Genomic DNA, 18,632 nt, shown 5'->3' with positions numbered 1-18,632 from the left:
GCCCCTGGTATCGGGAAGGGGCGGGGAGGGGAAAGGCCCGCCGCACCCGCCCAACGCACAACACCGCACACCGCACAGACGGCACCCCGGCACGCACGACGCACAGCACATCGGCACGACGGCACATCGGCCCACCCGCGCACCCGCGCACCCGCACGAACACCCAGCAACACCCACACGTGCACCCCACAACCTCATCGAGGAGAGCCGCATGCCATCCCGCACCCCCCGCATTCTGCTGAGCGCCCTCGCCACCCTGGCCACAGTGGCGGTGCTGACCACGGGCCCGGCCCTCGCCGCGCCCGCCTCGCAGTCCACCGCGACCGCCGCCCAGGCGACATGGGACACCGACCGGGCCGCGGCCGCGTACGCCGCGGACCAGGGCGCCGTCACCGCGTCCGGCAGTGAGAACGACGGCACCGCGCCGGGCCTGGCCTTCGACGGCAACGGGTCGACCCGCTGGTCCAGCCCGGCCACCGACAACGCCTGGATACGCGTCGACCTCGGCGCCACCATCCGGGTCGACCGGGTCGTCCTGGACTGGGAGGCCGCCTACGGCAAGAAGTACGTCCTGGAGGTGTCGAAGAACGGCACCGACTGGACCCCCTTCTACACCGAGGACGCCGGTACCGGCGGATCCATCACCGCCCACACCCACCCGCAGGACGTCGTCGGCCGCTACGTACGGATGCGTGGCATCGAGCGCGGCACGCCGTACGGCTACTCGCTGTACTCGTTCAAGGTGTACGGCGGAGAGCCCGCCCCGGCGTCCACCACCCGGAGCAATCTCGCCCTGAACCACCCCGCCTACTCCAACTACTACCAGCACGCGGGCAACTCACCCGCCTTCATCACCGACGGCGGCTGGCCCGCCAACCTCAAGGACGACCAGACCCGCTGGTCCAGCGACTGGAACGCCGATCGCTGGGTCTCGGTGGACCTCGGCGCGACCTCCACGATCGACACCGTCGACCTCTACTGGGAGGCCGCCTACGCCGTCGACTACCAGGTGCAGGTGTCCGACGACAACCGCACATGGCGCACGGTCTACCAGCCCTCCGCCGACGAGGTGGCCGCCCGCCGCGCGGATGTGAAGTCCCCCGCCGACGCGGTGGGCCGCCATGACACCGTGAAGCTGTCGCAGCCCGCCGAGGGCCGCTATGTGCGGATGCTCGGCAAGGAGCGCCGCTCCTTCTACAACCCCGCCCCGGCCACTGCCCAATTCGGTTACTCGCTCTATGAGTTCCAGGTCTGGGGCACCGGCGGAAGCGCCTCCGCCGCGTACCCGGCCCTCCCCGGTGAACAGTCCGGTGCGTACAGGACGACGTTCTTCGACGACTTCACCGGGGCGTCCCTCGACCGCTCGAAGTGGCGTGTGGTGCGGACCGGTCAGGAGATGGGGTCGGTCAACGGCGAGTCGCAGGCGTATGTCGACTCCCCCGACAACATCCGCACCGAGAACGGCAATCTCGTCCTCAGGGCGAAGTACTGCAAGGGCTGCACCCAGGCGGGCGGCGGCACCTATGACTTCACCTCCGGCCGCATCGACACCCACACCAAGCTGGACTTCACCTACGGGCGGGTCAGCGCCCGGATGAAGCTGCCGGTCGGCGACGGCTACTGGCCCGCGTTCTGGCTGCTGGGCAGCGATGTGGACGATCCCTCAGTGTCCTGGCCCTCCTCCGGTGAGACCGACATCATGGAGAACATCGGCTACGCCGACTGGACCAGCACCGCCCTGCACGGCCCCGGCTATTCGGCGGACGGCAACATCGGCGCCCGCCAGACCTACCCGGACGGCGGCCGCGCCGACCAGTGGCACACCTACGCGGTGGAGTGGACCCCCACCGGGATGCGCTTCCTCGTCGACGACCGGGTGGTCCAGGAGACCAGCCGCAACAAGCTCGAGTCCACCCGTGGCCAGTGGGTCTTCGGCCACAACCAGTACGTCATCCTGAACCTCGCCCTGGGCGGGGCGTACCCGGCCGGGTGGAACAACGTCACCACCCCCTACTGGGGTCTCCCGCAGTCCAGCGTCGACCGGATCGCGGCCGGGGGAGTGCAGGCGGACGTGGACTGGGTGCGCGTCGAACAGAAGGGGTGAGCGCTGCATCATGGATCGTTGACGGGCGGCCGCCGTGGCCGCCCGGCAACGAGGCAGCGGAAGAAGGAGGAGCGCCGATGCGGGTGGCGTTGCACTCGGTTCTCAGGGAGGGCCAGGAGTCCGGTTATGAGCAGGTGCACGCCACGGTCCCGGAGGACCTGCTGGCGGCGCTGCGCCGGGCCGGGATCACCAACTGGCGGATCTGGCGCAGCGGGCGCCATCTCTTCCACCTGGTGGACTGCGAGGACTTCGCGGCCGCGATGGCGGCGCTGGACGAGGACCCGGCCAACCAGCGCTGGCAGGAGTTCATCGGCGCGTATGTCGACCACTTCGAGGACACCGGCGGTTCCCCCGCCGAGGCGGAGCGGATGGCGCTCGGCGAGGTGTGGGAACTGCGAGCGCAGGCCGGGGCCGCCGAACCCGGATAGCCGGTGCCCGCCGGACCGTGAGGCCTGCGGCGGGCTGCTCCCGCCCCGCCCCTTCCCGCGGCATCGATACGCGGCTCCGCCGTGTGGCGGGGGCTCCGCGATCCTGCCCTGGGGTCCAGGGGCGCGGAGCCCCCTGGTATCGGGAAGGGGCGGGGAGGGGAACAGCCCGCCGCGGGCGGCACCGCGACCGGCCGAACCGGCGGAGCCTACCGATCCGGACCGTTCGGCGCAGCCATTCATCAGACCTTGAGTACGGGTGAGAACGGGGCGACCGCGTCCACGTACGACGTGGTGCCCCCGCACGGGCGGCGTGGCGGAACGCGGCAAGCGCTCCGCACACGCCTGCCGCGCACCCCCGACTGGAGGTCAGTGAGTTGAGCCACCGACGTGTGAACAAGCGGACCCTCGCCCTTTCCGGAGCCGCCATCACCGCGCTCGGGGCAGCCGCCATCCTGCTGCCCAACGCGAACGCGAACCCGGACCAGACGTCGGGCGCCAAGACCTTCTCGTCCCCGGCCGCGGTGAAGCTCGCGAGGGGTCTCGCCGCGGACCTCGGTGACAACGGCGCGGGCTGGTACTACGACAACGGCAACCGCCAGCTGGTGATGAATGTGGTGGACGAGGACTCCGCCGAGTCCGTCCGGGCCAAGGGCGCCGTGGCGAAGGTCGTCCAGAACAGCATGGCCGAGCTGAAGGCCGCCACCCAGACGCTGGGCAGCGACGCTTCGGTGCCCGGCACCGCCTGGTCGATCGACCCGGTCACCAACAAGGTCCAGGTGACCGCCGACCGTACGGTCACCGGTACGAAGTGGGACACGCTGACCAAGGCCACCGACCGGATGGCGGACACGGTCAGCGTCAAGCGCGGCAACGGCGAGTTCAAGAAGTTCGACGGCGAGGAGACGGCCCAGCCCGGCGGCAACAACGGCGGCGCGGATGGCGGCGGGGACGCCGCGGCCGGTGGGCTCGACGGCGGCGACGCCATCTTCGGCGATGGCGCCCGCTGTTCGCTGGGCTTCAACGTCAGCGTCGACGGCGCACCGGGCTTCCTGACCGCGGGCCACTGCGGCAACGAATCCCAGACCTGGACCGCGGACCAGGCCGGTGCCCAGCAGGTGGGCACGGTGCAGGACTCAAAGTTCCCCGAGAACGACTTCGCGCTGGTGATGTACGACGACGCCACCACCCAGCCGTCCAGCACGGTCGACCTCCAGAACGGCAACACCCAGGAGATCGGGCGCGCCGTCGAGGCGAGCGTGGGCCTGGAGGTGCAGCGCTCCGGCTCCACGACCGGGGTCACCGACGGCACGGTCACCGGCCTCAACGCCACCGTGAACTACGGCAACGGCGACATCGTCAACGGCCTCATCCAGACCGATGTGTGCGCCGAGCCCGGCGACAGCGGTGGCGCGATGTTCGCCGAGGACGCGGCGGTCGGGCTGACGTCCGGCGGCAGCGGCGACTGCACCCAGGGCGGTGAGACGTTCTTCCAGCCGGTGACCGCCGCGCTGGAGGCCACCGGCGCGGTCATCGGCGCGGACGGCGGTGGCGCGGACGGTGGCGGCACCGGTGGCGGCGACGCGGCCGGTGGAGCCGGTGACGCGGCCGGTGGCGCTGGTGACGCCGCAGGCGCGGGCAACGCCGGTGCCGGTGACACCGGCGGCGTCGCGGGCCAGGGTCTCAACTGACCCGGCCCACCCCATGAACGAGGTCCCGGGCGCCCTCCTGCCCCAGTGCCCGGGGCCTCCCCTCTACGCCAACCACGCCATGTACGCCCCGCCCTAGCTCGAGACCGGAACCCCCGCCGCCTCCGCCGCCGCGCCGAGCACCTCGCGCAGCATGGCCGGGGTGAGCCGCCCGGTGAAGGTGTTCTGCTGGCTCACGTGGTAGCAGCCGAAGAGCGTGAGCGGTGGCCCGTCGTCGGCCGCCCGCAGTGTGGCCCGCGCGCCGTGTCCGAACACCGGCCGGGGCCGGGGCACAACCCATCCGGCCGCCTCCAGGGCGGGCAGCACGGCCTGCCAGCCGAACGCGCCGAGCACCACCGCGGTCCGCAGCGTCGGCCGCAGCAGCCGCAGCTCCCGGGCCAGCCATGAGCGGCAGGTGTCCCGTTCCTCGGGGGTGGGACGGTTGGCGGGCGGGGCGCAGCGCACCGGCGAGGTGATCCTGACCCCGTACAGCTCCAGCCCGTCGCCGCGGTGGGTGGCGGTCGGCTGGCTGGCCAGCCCCAGGCCGTACAGCGCGGCGTAGAGGAAGTCGCCCGCCCGGTCGCCGGTGAACATCCGGCCCGTGCGGTTCCCGCCGTGGGCGGCCGGTGCGAGCCCCACGATCACCACCCCGGCGTCCGGCGGCCCGAACCCGGGCACCGGCCGCGCCCAGTACTCCCAGTCGGCGTAGGCCCGGCGCTTGGTGCGGGCGGCTTCCTCCCGCCACTGGACCAGCCGGGGGCAGGCACGGCAGTCGACGACCCGTGCGTCCAGCTCGGCGAGGGTTCCGGCGCCGGGGGCCTGCCGGGCGGGGTAGCGGCGGTCGCGTTCGGAGGTGGTCATGGTGGGGGCCGGTGCCCCGTATCCTTGCGCAGAAAACGCCGCAGCCGGGTGAGCGACCAGGTGTTGATGACGTCGTCCGGGGCCAGCCAGCCCCGCTGGGCCATGCCCACCCCGTACCGCATGTTGTCCAGATCCCGGGTCGAGTGGGCGTCGCTGTCCAGGGCGAACACCACCCCGTGCGACTTGGCCCGCAGGATGTTCTCGTCCGACAGATCGAGCCGGTTCGGATGTGCGTTGATCTCCAGCGCGGTGCCGGTGCGGGCGCAGGCGGCGAACACCTCGTCCAAGTCGGCGTCGATACCGGGCCGTTTGCCGATCAGCCGGGTGGTCGGGTGGCCGATGATGTGCACGTGGGGGTTTTCGCAGGCCCGCACCAGCCGCCGGGTCATGGCCTTGCGGTCCAGGCCGAACTGGGTGTGCACCGAGGCCACGCACAGATCGAAGTCCTCGAGGAAGCCGGGCGGCCAGTCCACGTCCCCGTCGACGTCGATGTTCAGCTCCACGCCGTGCAGCAGCCGGGTGTCCCCGCGGCCGCGCCCCCGGTCGAGCGCGCGCACCCGTTCCCGCTGGGCCAGCATCTTCTCCTCGGTCATCTGCTGCATATACAGCTTGGGCGCGTGATCGGTGATGGCGTAGTACGCGTAGCCGCGCCGCTCCGCCTTGGCGATCATGTCCTCCAGCGGTTCCAGCCCGTCGGTGAGGCTGGTGTGGGTGTGCAGATCACCCCGGAGGTCGGACTCCTCGACCAGCCGGGGGAGTTGGCCTTCGAGGGCCGCCTTGACCTCGCCACGGTCCTCGCGGAGCGCCGGCGGGACCCAGTCCATGCCGAGCCGGGCGTAGACGTCCTCCTCGCTCCGCGAGGCGATCGTCTTGCCGCTCTTGGTCTCGAAGAGTCCGTACTCGGAGAGCTTGAGGCCATGGCGCACCGCGATCGCGCGGACGCGGATGTTGTGCGCCTTGGAGCCGGTGAAGTAGAGCAGCCCCGCGCCCCAGGAGTCCAGCGGCAGGACCCGCAGGTCCACCTGGAGCCCCTTCGTGGTGCGGATCGAGGTCTTCTTCTGGCCGTGGGCGATCACCTCGGAGGTGAGCGGCAGCTGGATGAACGCCTCCATGAACGGGCCGGATTCCTCCGCCGCCACCAGGATGTCCACATCGCCCACGGTCTCCCTCATCCGGCGCAGCGACCCGGCGTACGCACACCGTCGGCAGCCGGGCACCTTGGACAGGGCGGAGACGATCTCATCGGCCACGTCCATGGCCTCGTCGAGCGGAACCCGGTCGCCCGCGGCGCGCATCAGCCCGATGCCGTGCAGGATGTTCTCCTCGGACTTCGGCCCGAAGCCCTTGAGGTCGCGGAGCTGGTGGTCCTCGATGGCCCGGGCCAGCTGATCGATCGAGGAGATCTCCAGCTCCTCGTAGAGGATCATGGCCTTCTTCGGTCCGAGCGCCGGGATGGCGGTCAGCTCCCGCACCCCGGCCGGGATCGCGGCCCGCGCCTCCTCGACGGCGGGCATGGTCCCGGTGCGCAGATACTCGACCACCTTGTCGGCGATCGACCGGCCCACATTGGGGATGTCCCGCAGCGCCTTCGCGTCGAACTGCGAGATGTCGGCCGCATGGCCGCCGATCGCCCGGGCGGCCTTCTCGTACGCACGCGCCCGGTACGCGTCCCCGCCCGTGATCAGGAGCAGATCGGCGTACTCGCGCAGGAGGGCTTCGACCTCCTCGTTGGAGCGAGCCATGACAGCGATTTTAGTCGGCTCTGGCGATCCCGGTGAGGTGGAGGGATCCTGGTGTCAGGAGCGAAACGGCGATCCGAGCGAGTCGGGTCGACCGGTTTCCGCCTGTGTTCCCCGGGTTTGGGGGAGGTCATGGACGTTGGATTCCTGAAGCCGTTGTTCGACCGCCCCGGTCCGTGGGCGGGCGTCTACATGGACACTTCCCGCAGCACGGAGGACGCGCCCAGACGGCGCAGGCTGCGGGAGCGGTTCGTGGCGGATCAGCTCACGGCACAGGGTGCCGACCGCGCCACCTGCGACGCCGTGATCGAGCGGCTGGCCGGTGAGCAAGGGGCCAGGGCGTCCGCGGGGCGGGCGCTGTTCGCCACCGACGGTGAGGTGGTGCTCGACCTGCCGCTGGCCACGTCCCCGATCGATGTGGTGACGTCCTGGTCGGTGCTGCCGCGAGTGGCGCCGCTGGCCGCGTTCCGCGGTGAGTGGCCGTCCTGTCTGGTGGCCATCGTCGACCAGGCGGGGGCCGATCTGGAGTTGCGCGACGACACCGGTACCCGTCCGGCGGGGCGTGCCGCGGGCCACCGAGCGCACGGCCGGGGCCACCGGTCGGTGCCCGCCGACCGCTACGAGTGGCACTACCGCAACCGGATCGGGAACACCTGGGAGCAGACCGCCGACCGCGTGGCCGAGGAGCTGATGCGGCAGTGGACGGAGGGCGACGCCGAGCTGCTGGTCCTGGCCGGTGATCCGCGCGAGCGCCGTGCCGTACGCGACCGGCTGCCGGAGCCGCTGCGGGCCAGGACGGAGGAGACCCGCCACGGCAGCAGGGCCGCGGGCTGCTCCGAGCTGCTGAACGCGGAGATCGACCACGCCCGGGCGGAGCACGCCCGCGCTCATCTGGAGACGGTCCTCGACCTCTTCCGCGCCGGGCGGGGCCGCCCCGGCGGACCGGCCACTGGCGGACCCGACGGCGCCGGGCCGCCGAGCAGCGGTGCGGCGGAGGGCGTACCGGCGGTGGTGGAGGCCATGCGCCGCCACCAGGCGGCCACGCTGCTGCTGGGGCACGCGGGGGGCGATACGCGCCATGAGGTGTGGATCGGTCCGGACGCCGATCAGGTGGCCGTACAGCGCTCCCAGGCGCGCGCCATGGGTGTCAGAGCCCCCGAGGCCGCCCGCGCGGACGACGCGCTGATGCGGTCCGCGACGGTGGCCGACACCGAGGTGCTGGTGGTCCCCGAGGGCATCCAGGGACCGGCCGGTGGCCTGGGCGCGGTACTCCGCTGGCACACCTGAGGCTCCCGCCACGGCAACCAGCCCCAGACCGCCAGCACCATCCGCGCCGAGCTGACCGCGCGCGTCCGCGCATCGTGGTGGGGCGGCACCCCATCGGGCCATCCGCCGGAAGGGCACGTCTCGGTGTGGGGTGGTTGACATGGCTTGCTCAGGTCTCTAGCGTCCGTTGGTTGTTAGGAAACCTACTTAACCAATGGCTCCGCCTGCCCCAGGGAGACATCCGTGGTCCTCCGTCCGGCACCATTCCGGCGGCGGGTGCCAGCCCGCGTCCGGCGCGTTCTGACCGCCCTGCTCGCCGTCGGCGGTCTGCTCCTCACCGTCTCCCTCACCACGGGCGCCGCACCCCCGCACGGCGGCCCGGTGGCGGACGGCCCGACGCCGGTGACCCGGGTGGGCGCGGCCCCCGGCACCGCGACGCCACTCGCGGGCTTCGCCACGCAGTCCTCGGCCAAGGTGTCCGACACCCCCGCGGCCATCTCCACCCCCGGCTACCCCGCGTCCGGCTGGCACCCGGTGGGGCCCAGGTCGACGGTGCTCGCCGGGCTGCTCGCGGCCGGCGCGTATCCGGATCCGTTCTACTCGACCCATCTCCAGAAGATCCCCGCGGCCGACTTCACCGTCCCCTGGTGGTACCGCGGCGACTTCACCGTGGCCGACACCTCCCGCCGCACCCAGCTGGACGTCAGCGGTGTGGTGTCCGCGGCCGATGTGTATGTCAACGGCGTCCAGGTGGCCACCAAGGAGAAGATCGCCGGTGCGTACACCCAGCATGAGCTGGACATCACCGACCTGGTCAGGGCGGGGACCAATACGGTGGCGTTCCGCGTCCAGCCCAACGACCCGCGCAAGGACCTCACGATGGGCTGGATCGACTGGCTGCAGCCCCCGCCCGACGAGAACATGGGCATCGTCCGCGATGTGCTGGTCCACCGTGGCGGCCCGGTGGCCCTGCGCGACGCGCATGTGACGACCCGGCTGGACACCGCGTCGCTCGCCTCCGCCGAGCTCACCGTCACGGCGCGGGTCCGCAACGACTCCGCCTCACCGGTCACCGCCACGGTGTCCGGCGCGGCGGGCCCGGCGGCCATCAGCCGCGCGGTGCCGCTCGCCCCGCACGAGACCAAGGCCGTGACCTTCACCCCCGCCGACTTCCCCCAACTGCGCCTGGACCGGCCCAAGGTGTGGTGGCCCGCCGGGATGGGCGACCAGCCGCTGTACGACCTCGACCTCACCGCCACCGTCTCGGGCACCCCCTCCGACACCGCCCACCACAGCTTCGGCGTCCGCGACGTCAAGGCGCCGCTGAACGCCGACGGCGCCCGCCAGTACCGCATCAACGGACGCCCGCTGCTGATCAAGGCGGGCGGCTGGTCCCCCGATGTGTTTCTGCGCTGGGACGCCCGCTCGGTGGAGGACCGGCTGAAGTACGCCCTCGACCTGGGGCTGAACACCGTCCGCCTCGAAGGCCATATCGAACCGGACGAGTTCTTCGACCTCGCCGACCGCCACGGTGTTCTGACCCTCCCCGGCTGGGAGTGCTGCGACAAGTGGGAGGGCCAGGTCAACGGCGATGAGACGGGGGAGAAGTGGACCCCCGCCGACTACCCGGTCGCCAAGGACTCGATGGCCGCCGAGGCAGCGCGGCTGCGCGACCACCCCAGCGTCATCTCCTTCCTCATCGGCAGCGACTTCGCGCCCGACGCCACCATCGAGAAGAACTACCTGGACGCCCTCGACGCGGCGGACTGGCCGAACCCGGTGGTCCCCGCCGCCTCCGCCAAGTCCTCCCCGCGACTGGGGAAGTCCGGCATGAAGATGACCGGCCCCTACGACTGGGTGCCGCCGGACTACTGGTACGCCAAGCGGGAGGGCGGCGCCACCGGCTTCAACTCCGAGACCAGTGCCGGGCCCGACATCCCCACCCTGGACACGCTCCGCCGCATGATGTCCCCGAGCGAACTGGAAACCCTCTGGCGGGATCCGTCGGCCAAGCAGTACCACCGTTCCCCGTCCGCCACCTTCGGTGACCTCAAGCTGTTCGACAACGCGCTGATCGGCCGCTACGGAAAGCCGACCGGGCTGACGGACTACGTACGCAAGGCGGGGCTCGCGCGGTACGAGGCGGTGCGAGCCCAGTTCGAGGCGTACGCGCGCAACTTCTCCGACACCTCCCGGCCCGCCACCGGTGTCGTCCACTGGATGCTCAACAGCGGCTGGACCTCGCTCCATTGGCAGCTCTTCGACCGCTATCTGGACCAGGGCGGGGCCTACTACGGCGCCAAGAAGGCCAATGAGCCGCTGCACATCCAGTACTCCTACGACTCCCGCTCGGTGGTCGTGGTCAACGGTGAGCACACCGCCGCCACCGGTCTCACCGCCCGGGTCAGCCTCTACACCCCCGACGGCACCCGGAAGTTCGACCAGAGCGCCACCGGCCTCCGGGTGCCGGGCGACGGCGGCAAGACCACCGCGCTCACCGTCCCGGCCGACGTGAGCGGGGTGTCGGGCGCGTATCTGGTCAAGCTCCAGCTCACCGATGACGCGGGCAAGGAGGTCAGCCGCAATGTGTACTGGCTCTCCACCGAGAAGGACGTGCTCGACTGGGACAACACCGACTGGTACTACACCCCCACCACCTCATACGCGGATCTGACCGGGCTCGACGACATGGCCGAGGTGCCGGTGTCCGCCACCGCCACCACCACCGGCGGACCGGACTCCACCGCCACCACGACCGTCACCCTGCGCAACACCGGGAGCGGGCGCACACCGGCACTGCTCGTGGACGCCCATCTGGTGAACGGCTCGGGCACGGCGGTGCTGCCCGTTCGCTGGTCGGACAACGAGGTGAGCCTGTGGCCGGGCGAGTCGGTGACGCTCACCGCCACCTATCGCACGGCGGACCTGGGCGGTTCGGCCCCCTCGGTGCGGATCTCGGGCTGGAACAGCGCCACCCGCACCGTCCCCGCCTCCGTCTCAAAATCGTGACGAAAGGAATTTTTTCGGCGAGTCAGATGCATGGGGCAAGTTCACACGTTTGTATGCTTTCTCCAGCGCGTCGTTCCCCCGTGTCGGACAGTCACTGTCCGTACGCTCACGAAAGGGGCTCCATATGCACACCATGGAGGTTCGCCCGCCGGTACCCAGCCGTTCCAGCAGCAGATGGCGTCGATACGGCCGACTCGCCGCCGCCAACTTCGTCCGGGGTGCCTCGTACGCGTGTGGCACCGCGGCCATCGGTCTGATGGCGTGGTGGGTGCAGACCCGCTGACTCACCCCCGTGGACACACGCCGTTCCCAGCCGGAGCCCCCTGATACTGATCGATCGTCCGCGGTCCGCCGCGACGGCCGCTCACGGCCGCCGCGGCGGCCGGACTACGCCTGAGGATGCGGCTGCGAGCGGAAGCGGGAGAAGCGCGTCCCCCGGTGCTCGGCGCGCGGGGCGCCGGGTCCGCCGAGACTGCTGCGCAGCTGGATGCCGTGCATGACCTCGATGATGCCCAGCGCGAGCAGCCAGATACCGGCCACCACGGTGAGCGCGGTGATCGAGCCGAAGGGCGCCACGATCAGGATGATCCCGCCCAGGATGGTGAGCACACCGAGGAACAGGTGCCAGCCCCGGGCGGGCATGCCCTCACCGGATACCGCCGTCGCGGTCTGCATCACACCCCGGATCAGCCAGGCGAAGCCGATCCACAGCGCGAGCAGCAGAATCGACTGGGCCGGTGCCCGGAAGCAGAGCAGTCCCAGCAGCACACTCAGCCCGCCGGTGACGAAGCTCAGCACCCGCAGATTCCTCGGGATATGCGACCCGAAGGCCCCAGCCAGCTGGAAGATCCCGCTGATCAGCAGATACGCGCCGAAGAGTGCGCCGATCACCACCAGGGAGGGGCCCGGCCACGCCAGCAGCATGATGCCGAGCGCGATCGCCACCACACCCGCGGTCACCAGGACCTGCCAGGTGGTGTTGGACAGCATGTTCTGCATCGCGGCGTAGGGGGTGCCCTCATCGGAGGGCCGCTCTCCGGACCGGCCGTAGGGTTCCTCCCTAGGCTGGCCGGAGTCATGCGGACTGTCGGAGGAGTAAGTCATGGTCGTCCACCTCCTTGGGGGACAAGATGGCCGTAGCCCACAGATCCATCGTCCCTCCGTGCCGGTTCCAGCGCCTCGCGGGCGGTGAAACCGCATGGCAAGGTGGGGGTGAGGCCGTGTCCTGGTGCGCGTCATAGGGAGGCCGGCATGGACGACCGGGAGTTCTTCCAGACGGTGGCGGAGCGCACCCAGCTGTCACGGCAGGAGGCGGCGGATGTCACCCGCGCCACGCTCGAGACCCTGGCGGCCCGGCTGAGCGCGGGCGAGGCCCGCGAGCTAGCCCAGGAGCTGCCCGGACACCTCCGGGAGTCCCTTCGGCGCGGGCCGGAGGAGATGGAGATCTTCGACCCCGAGGAGTCGGTCCGCAGGGTGCACCTGCGCACCGGGCTGTCCGAGCCGGAGGCGGACCGGGGTGTCCGGGCGGTCCTCGCCACGCTCCGGGAGGCCGTCTCCGCGGAGGAGTACGGCCATGCCATGTCCCAGCTGGGCAGCGAGTTCGCGAGGATGGCGGAGTCCGTGCGCTGACCCGCCCACGGGCGGTGGGCTCATCCGGCCCGCCAGCCGCTCCACCGGCCGACGGTGATCTCCACGACCGGTCCGCGCGGCGGCCGGTCCCCGTACTGAGCCGGGTAGGTGTCCACGAGCAGCCGGATGTAGTCCGAGGACACCGCCGACTCGTCCGCCGGTGGCAGGACGCGGGCCGTGCCATCGGCGCGCGCCCACCACAGGTGGTCCCAGTTCTCGTCGTAGTCGTCCGCCAGGAGGCATACGGCGGGGTGGGCGCGGATGTTGTCCAGGCGCTTCAGCCGTGTCGTCCGCTTCGGCTTGTGGTCGACGGCCGTCACCACCGTGTCACCGGTCAGCGCGAAGACCACCGGCACCAGATGCGGGCGGTCCTCGGCGCCGACGGTGGCCAGCCGGGCCAGTCTGGCCCGTGCGAAGCGCTCACGCGCCTGTGCGCTCGTCAGCTGTGGCACCGCGACCCCCGGCGCTCACTGGAACCGGGCGGCGATCCGGGCCATCGAGTCCAGCCGCGCGACCGTCTCCGCCTCCGGCATCGTCGGCAGGTAGAACAGCACCCGCTCCACACCGATGCGCTGGTACCCCTCGGCCGTCTCGGCGTCCTCGGGCATCGCGTACAGCGTCACCGGCACATCGCGGCCGGCCACCTCGCGCATCCGCTCGATCTGCGGGCGCAGCTCCTCGGGGGATCCGCTGTTGGCCAGCCAGGCGTCGCCGACGGCGGCGATCCGCCGGAACGCGGCGTCGCCGCCACCGCCCACATAGATCGGTGGATGCGGCCGCTGGACCGGCTTGGGCCACTGGAAGACCGGGTCGAAGTTCACGAACTCCCCGTGGAACTCGGCCTTCTCCTTCGTCCAGAGCGTGACGATCGCCCGCAGCCGCTCATCCAACAGCCGACCGCGGGTGGACGGATCGGTGCCGTGGTTCTCCATCTCCTCGCGGTTCCAGCCCGCACCGACCCCGAAGGCGGCCCGTCCGTCCGAGATCAGGTCGAGCGAGGCCACTTCGTTCGCGGTGGTGATCGGGTCCCGCTGCACCACCAGGGCGATGCCGGTCCCCAGCAGCAGACGCCGGGTGACGGTGGCGACCGCGGCCAGCGTCACAAACGGGTCGAGCGTGTGGTAATAGATCTCCGGCAGGTCCCCGCCACCCGGATAGGGGGAACGGCGCTCGACCGGGATGTGGCTGTGCTCCGCGATGAAGAGCGCGTCGAAACCGCGCTCCTCCAGGGCCCGCCCCAAGGGGGCGGGCCGGATGCCCTGGTCGGTGACGAAGGTGGATACGCCGAACTTCACTGCGGCTCCCTGCGACGGTGTGCGTGGAAGATCTACGGGAACCACATGGGTACCCGGCCGCGCGGAAACCACAACGGTGCGCACGAGTGACACCGCCGGGCCGCGCGAGCCCTGCGGCTACAGCGGCGCGGGCCCCATGACTCCATACGCCCTGGCCTCCGCTCAGCCACCCGTGGCGAACCCCGGGAAGAGGGTCATGCCGCCGTCGACGTAGAGGGTGGTGCCCACCACGTAGTCGCACAGGTCGGAAACCAGGACAACGGCGGCATTGGCGATGTCCAGGGGCGTGCCGACGCGGCCGTACGGGATGAGCCGCAGGAGGGAGTCGCGCGCCTCGGGGGTCTGCCAGGCGGCGCGGTTGATCGGTGTCTTGATGGCGCCCGGCGCGATCGCGTTCACCCGGATCTTGTGGGGTGCGAACTCCTGGGCCAGGGTTTGGGTCAGCATCGCCACGCCGCCCTTGGAGGACGCGTAGTTCACATGACCGCCCCAGGGGATCGTCTGGTGCACCGAGCTCATGCAGATGACCTTCCCGGCCGCCCGCGACACCTCCGGGACCACGCCGCGCCGCAGGAACTCCTTGATGGCCTCCCGGGCGCACAGGAACTGGCCGGTGAGGTTGACGGAGATGACCTTCTCCCACTGTGCGAGGGTCATCTCGGCCGTGGGCGCGTCCCGCTGGAGTCCCGCGTTGGCGACGAGGATGTCGATGGTGCCCAGGCGGTCGACCATGGTGGCCACCATGTCGACGACCTGGTCCTCCCGGGACACATCCGCCTGATGGGCATAGGCGTGCACACCGTGGGCCTCGATCTCGGCGACGACGGCTTCGGCGGCCGGGCGGTCGGTGGCGTAGTTGACCACCACATCGGCGCCTGAGCGCCCCAGCGCGATCGCGGTGGCCTTTCCGATCCCCGAGTTCGCCCCGGTCACCAGCGCCTTCTGCCCCTTGAGGAGTTCCGGGAGGCGCACCGGAGGAGGACGCTCGGGATTGCTGTTCACTGGCTCGGTCTCCTTCGTCGGTGCGTCACCCGCCGCCCCGACCCTCGCAGCCCGCCGGTGGCGCCATGGCTCCCCACGGCGCCACGGTCACCCGCTAAGGCGATGCACATCGTTCCAGCGGCGCAACGTGACGAGTGGCCCAGTGTCCGCCGCGGGGCAGGGCTCAGCCCAGCAGCGCGGCCACCGTCATCAGCACCGGCGGCGCGAGCAGCGTGGACAGCAGGATCGACTCACGGGCCAGGACGGTGGCGGTCTGATACCGGGAGGCATAGGTGAACAGGTTCTGGGCCGCCGGCAGCGCGGAGGTGACGACGGCGGCGAACAGCGCCGGGCCGCTCAGTTGGAACACCCCCGCCGCGATGGCCCACGCCACCACCGGCTGGGCGAAGGACTTCAGCGCCACCGACAGCAGCACGGGCCCGCGCTCCTCGCCGCGCCCGGGGAGCTGGCTGCCCGGCAGCGAGATCCCGAAGGCCAGCAGTACGGCGGGCACGGCCATGCCGCCCAGCAGCGACAGCGGTTCCACGACGGGGCCGGGGATCCGCCAGCCCGCCGCGGACACCAGCACACCGGACAGCGAGCCGATCACGATGGGGTTCCGGAACGGGCTGGTCAGCCTGCGGATCGGCGAGGGGCGGACATCGGGGCGGGAGAGGTCGATGACCGTCAGGGCGATCGGGGTCATCACGAGCTGCTGGAAGAGCAGCACCGGGGCGATCAGGCTCGCGTCCCCCAGGACGTACATCGCGATGGGGATGCCGAGGTTGCCCGCGTTCACATAGCTCGCACACAGCGCGCCGATCGTCGTCCGGCCGACGCTCCATCCCCGTACCGCGCCGACGGCCACGAACGCGCCCGCGACCACGAAGGTGCTCAGCGCCGTCACCAGCAGCGGTGTGGAGACGACGACGGAGAGGTCGGCCTTGGAGAGCGTGGTGAACAGCAGCGCGGGGGAGGCCACATCGAAGGAGAGCTTGGTGAGCACCTCACGGCCGTGGACGCCCAGGGAGCGGCGGCGACCGATGACATAGCCGGTGACGATGATGGTCGCGATGACACCGAAGCCGGTGATCACACCGCCCACTGGACCTCCGCCCCACCGCGGCCGGAGCCGCCCGCGCGGGGTGTCGCGGGGTCTCGTCCGCTCGTCGTGGTGGTCGAGGGCCAGGGCGCGGCGGTCATCAAGGGCGTCTTCCGGGTGCGTAGGGGCAGCATGCACCCTACAAGTAATGCGGCCGCCGCGCTGTGACGCCGCTGACGAACGGGGGTGCCCGGGCTCAGGTGATGGTGAGGGTGCGGCCCCGCTTGGCCAGCGAGCTATTGCCCGCGAAGACCCGGATCTCGCCCTTCTGCAGCAGGAACCGGCCGTGCGGATCCTGGCTCCAGAAGCCCAGCTCCTCGGCGCTCAGCCGGAAGCGGACCGTGGTGGCCTTCCCCGCGCCGAGGCTGACCCGGCGGAATCCACTGAGCCTGCGCACCGGCTGCACGATGCTCGCCACCAGATCGCGGATGTACAGCTGCACCACCTCATCGCCCCTGCGGCGCCCGGTGTTGCGCACCGTCACCGCGACCTCGACGGTGTCGCCCTTGCGCAGCGCCTCGGCCCGGACGCGGCTGACGCTGAGCCGGGGTTCGCCGATGTCGAAGGTGGTGTAGCTGAGGCCGTGGCCGAACGGGAACTGCGGTCCGTGGGCCAGGTCGAGGTAACCGGAGGTGTAGTGGTTGGCCGGATCGTAGGGGCGTCCGGTGTTCTCGTGGTTGTAGTAGATGGGAATCTGGCCGACCCTGCGCGGGAAGGTCACGGGCAGCTTGCCACCAGGGTTCACGGTGCCGAAGAGCACATCCGCGATCGCGTTGCCGCCCTCGATCCCCGGATGCCACGCCTGCAGCACGGCGGGGGTGCGGTCCAGCCAGCCCTCCATCGTCAGCGGACGCCCGCTGAGCAGCACCACCACGAACGGCGCGCCGGTGTCCGCGATCGCGGAGATAAGCCGCTCCTGACGGCCTGGCAGCCCCAGGTCGCTGCGTACGGACGCCTCACCGCTGAGCGTCGCCGTCTCCCCGACCACCACCACGGTCACATCGGTCGCCCTCGCCGCCGAGGCCGCCCGGGCGATGCCCCGGGTGTTCCGGCCGGCCGCGTCCACGCCCTCGACATGGCTGATCTCCGCCTTCGGTGCCGCGTCCTTGACCGCGTCCAGCACGGTGACCGGGCGGAACTTCTCGGCCCAGGACCCGGCCCAGGAGCCGCGCAGATCGGTGGAGTCGGCGAACGGGCCGACGACGGCGATGGAGCCCGATCTGTCCAGCGGGAGCGTGGACTCCTCGTTCTTGAGCAGCACCATGGTGCGCCCGGCCGCCTCGCGGGCCGCCGCCCGGGACGCCTTCGTGGGCCCGGCGATCGCCGCGTCCTCGTTCGCGTAGGGGTGCTCGAAGAGCCCGAGCCGGAACTTCAGCCGCAGGATGCGGGCCACCGCGTCGTCCAGCCGCTCGCTGGTGATCTCCCCCCTGCGCAGCAGCCGCTTGCCGTACTCGTTGATGGTGGTGCTGGCCATCTCCATGTCGATCCCGGCGTTGAAGGCCAGCCGGGCGGCGTCGGAGCGGTCGGCGGCATAGCCGTGGACGATCATTTCCTGTACGCCGTTGTAGTCGCTGACCACGAAGCCGCCGAAGTCCCACTCCTCCTTGAGGATTTCGGTCAGCGCATGCCGGTAGCCATGGGCGGGGACCCCGCTGACGGTGTTGAAGCTCGCCATGACGGTGGCCACCCCGGCGTCCAGGGCCGCCCGGAACGGGGGGAGGTAGAAGTTGCGCAGCCGGGCCTCGGAGACATCCACCGTGTTGTAGTCGCGCCCGCCCTCGACGCCCCCGTAGGCGATCATGTGCTTGGCGCAGGCCGCGAGGTGGCGCCGGGAGCGCAGGTCATCGCCCTGGTAGGCGTGGGTCTTGGCGGCGGCGAGCCGGGCCGCCAGATACGGGTCCTCGCCGTCGCCCTCGGCGATCCGCCCCCAGCGCGGTTCATGGGTGACGTCCATCATCGGCGAGAACGTCCAGTGCACCCCGTTGGAGCGGGCCTCCCGCGCGGACACCTCCGCGTCCCACTCGGCCACCGCGGGATCGAAGGCGGCGGCCTGGCCCAGGGGGATGGGGAAGGTGGTCCACATGCCGTGGATGACATCGAGCCCGAAGATCAGCGGAATGCCCAGCCGGGACTCCTCGACGGCCATCCGCTGCAGCGAGTTGGTGGTGCGGGCCCCGTAGATGTTGAGCACCGAGCCGAGCCCGCCCCTGCGGGCCGCCTTCTCCGCGGCGGCGGTCTGCCCGCCGCCGGGCCCGGTGGCCCCGGTCCAGGCGAGCTGCTGGAGCTGGCCGAGCTTCTCGTCGATGGACATCCGCGCCATCAGCGCCTGGATCCTGGTCTCGTACGGGCCGGGCTCCCGCCCCGGCCGGGCCCGTCCGGCGGAGGGGGCGGGCGGGGCCTGGTCCTGGGCATGGGCGGCCGCGGCCTTGCCCGCGACGGCCGTCCCCCCGGCGGCGGCGAGCACCGTACGTCTGCGCACATCGTTCATGGTCTTCGTCCTGGCCTTCGGCGATCGGTTCTCCCCGAGCCCGTT

Annotated in this window: 15 protein-coding genes; 7 read left to right on the top strand and 8 right to left on the bottom strand. The window is 71.3% G+C overall.

The features are described from left to right. Positions 1–211: 211 nt before the first annotated feature. The 3 genes from VT50_RS29385 to VT50_RS29375 all read left to right on the top strand — a co-directional run bounded on the left by VT50_RS29385 (position 212) and on the right by VT50_RS29375 (position 4,220). On the top strand, positions 212–2,104 hold the full coding sequence (locus VT50_RS29385) for a discoidin domain-containing protein (protein WP_079343923.1): 1,893 nt from the start codon (positions 212–214) through the stop codon (positions 2,102–2,104). A gap of 77 nt (positions 2,105–2,181) precedes the next feature. After that, complete coding sequence (locus VT50_RS29380) at positions 2,182–2,532, top strand: L-rhamnose mutarotase (RefSeq protein WP_046088253.1); 351 nt, start codon at positions 2,182–2,184, stop codon at positions 2,530–2,532. A gap of 389 nt (positions 2,533–2,921) precedes the next feature. Beyond that, positions 2,922–4,220, top strand: a complete 1,299-nt coding sequence (locus tag VT50_RS29375; RefSeq protein ID WP_240529359.1) for a S1 family peptidase — start codon at positions 2,922–2,924, stop codon at positions 4,218–4,220. A gap of 93 nt (positions 4,221–4,313) precedes the next feature. On the opposite strand, the gene VT50_RS29370 is transcribed toward VT50_RS29375, so the two are convergent. Then, positions 4,314–5,078 (bottom strand): uracil-DNA glycosylase, encoded by a 765-nt coding sequence (locus tag VT50_RS29370; RefSeq protein WP_046088251.1) that lies wholly within the window; start codon positions 5,076–5,078, stop codon positions 4,314–4,316. Further along, positions 5,075–6,820 carry a DNA polymerase/3'-5' exonuclease PolX gene (gene polX, locus VT50_RS29365; RefSeq protein WP_046088250.1) on the bottom strand — a complete coding sequence of 582 codons (1,746 nt, stop codon included), beginning with the start codon at positions 6,818–6,820 and terminating at the stop codon, positions 5,075–5,077. Before polX ends, VT50_RS29370 begins: the two co-directional genes overlap by 4 nt. 129 nt (positions 6,821–6,949) lie before the next feature. On the opposite strand from polX, the gene VT50_RS29360 reads away from it, so the two are divergent. The 3 genes from VT50_RS29360 (at position 6,950) to VT50_RS39780 (ending at position 11,375) form a co-directional block, all read left to right on the top strand. Further along, the gene (locus VT50_RS29360) at positions 6,950–8,104 is read left to right on the top strand and encodes a baeRF2 domain-containing protein (protein WP_046088249.1); all 1,155 of its coding nucleotides are present in this window, start codon (positions 6,950–6,952) and stop codon (positions 8,102–8,104) included. 255 nt (positions 8,105–8,359) lie between these two features. Further along, positions 8,360–11,092, top strand: coding sequence for a glycoside hydrolase family 2 protein (locus VT50_RS29355; protein ID WP_046088259.1), 2,733 nt, complete (start codon positions 8,360–8,362; stop codon positions 11,090–11,092). A gap of 124 nt (positions 11,093–11,216) precedes the next feature. Next, complete coding sequence (locus tag VT50_RS39780; RefSeq protein ID WP_164502469.1) at positions 11,217–11,375, top strand: hypothetical protein; 159 nt, start codon at positions 11,217–11,219, stop codon at positions 11,373–11,375. 104 nt (positions 11,376–11,479) lie between these two features. On the opposite strand, the gene VT50_RS29350 is transcribed toward VT50_RS39780, so the two are convergent. Continuing rightward, the gene (locus VT50_RS29350; RefSeq protein WP_046088248.1) at positions 11,480–12,196 is read right to left on the bottom strand and encodes an HdeD family acid-resistance protein; all 717 of its coding nucleotides are present in this window, start codon (positions 12,194–12,196) and stop codon (positions 11,480–11,482) included. A gap of 147 nt (positions 12,197–12,343) precedes the next feature. Between VT50_RS29350 and VT50_RS29345 the strand changes: the two genes are divergently transcribed. Further along, a complete protein-coding gene (locus tag VT50_RS29345; RefSeq protein WP_046088247.1) occupies positions 12,344–12,721 on the top strand; it encodes a DUF2267 domain-containing protein in 378 nt (125 codons plus the stop codon). Between the two features lie 20 nt (positions 12,722–12,741). Here the strand turns inward: VT50_RS29345 and VT50_RS29340 are convergent, their stop codons facing one another. From VT50_RS29340 to VT50_RS29320, 5 genes are all read right to left on the bottom strand, one after another. Beyond that, positions 12,742–13,173 carry a TIGR03668 family PPOX class F420-dependent oxidoreductase gene (locus VT50_RS29340; protein WP_046088246.1) on the bottom strand — a complete coding sequence of 144 codons (432 nt, stop codon included), beginning with the start codon at positions 13,171–13,173 and terminating at the stop codon, positions 12,742–12,744. A 15-nt stretch (positions 13,174–13,188) separates the two neighbouring features. Next, positions 13,189–14,016, bottom strand: coding sequence for an LLM class F420-dependent oxidoreductase (locus VT50_RS29335; protein WP_046088245.1), 828 nt, complete (start codon positions 14,014–14,016; stop codon positions 13,189–13,191). 162 nt (positions 14,017–14,178) lie between these two features. Continuing rightward, positions 14,179–15,018, bottom strand: a complete 840-nt coding sequence (locus VT50_RS29330) for an SDR family oxidoreductase (RefSeq protein ID WP_046088244.1) — start codon at positions 15,016–15,018, stop codon at positions 14,179–14,181. Positions 15,019–15,181: 163 nt separating this feature from the next. Then, a complete protein-coding gene (locus VT50_RS29325; RefSeq protein ID WP_046088243.1) occupies positions 15,182–16,102 on the bottom strand; it encodes an AEC family transporter in 921 nt (306 codons plus the stop codon). A 193-nt stretch (positions 16,103–16,295) separates the two neighbouring features. Further along, positions 16,296–18,587, bottom strand: coding sequence for a glycoside hydrolase family 3 N-terminal domain-containing protein (locus tag VT50_RS29320; protein ID WP_075200446.1), 2,292 nt, complete (start codon positions 18,585–18,587; stop codon positions 16,296–16,298). Positions 18,588–18,632: the final 45 nt, after the last annotated feature.

The organism is Streptomyces antioxidans, from assembly GCF_000968685.2.
GTDB lineage: Bacteria > Actinomycetota > Actinomycetes > Streptomycetales > Streptomycetaceae > Streptomyces > Streptomyces antioxidans.
This window is presented reverse-complemented; position numbering and strand designations above follow the sequence as displayed.

Excerpts from the sequence above, each read along its gene's own strand:
- VT50_RS29385 (WP_079343923.1), top strand. The coding sequence starts at position 212 with ATGCCATCCCGCACCCCCCGCATTCTGCTGAGCGCCCTCGCCACCCTG.
- VT50_RS29380 (WP_046088253.1), top strand. The coding sequence starts at position 2,182 with ATGCGGGTGGCGTTGCACTCGGTTCTCAGGGAGGGCCAGGAGTCCGGT.
- VT50_RS29370 (WP_046088251.1), bottom strand. The coding sequence starts at position 5,078 with ATGACCACCTCCGAACGCGACCGCCGCTACCCCGCCCGGCAGGCCCCC.
- polX (WP_046088250.1), bottom strand. The coding sequence starts at position 6,820 with ATGGCTCGCTCCAACGAGGAGGTCGAAGCCCTCCTGCGCGAGTACGCC.
- VT50_RS29360 (WP_046088249.1), top strand. The coding sequence starts at position 6,950 with ATGGACGTTGGATTCCTGAAGCCGTTGTTCGACCGCCCCGGTCCGTGG.
- VT50_RS39780 (WP_164502469.1), top strand. The coding sequence starts at position 11,217 with ATGCACACCATGGAGGTTCGCCCGCCGGTACCCAGCCGTTCCAGCAGC.
- VT50_RS29350 (WP_046088248.1), bottom strand. The coding sequence starts at position 12,196 with ATGACTTACTCCTCCGACAGTCCGCATGACTCCGGCCAGCCTAGGGAG.
- VT50_RS29345 (WP_046088247.1), top strand. The coding sequence starts at position 12,344 with ATGGACGACCGGGAGTTCTTCCAGACGGTGGCGGAGCGCACCCAGCTG.
- VT50_RS29320 (WP_075200446.1), bottom strand. The coding sequence starts at position 18,587 with ATGAACGATGTGCGCAGACGTACGGTGCTCGCCGCCGCCGGGGGGACG.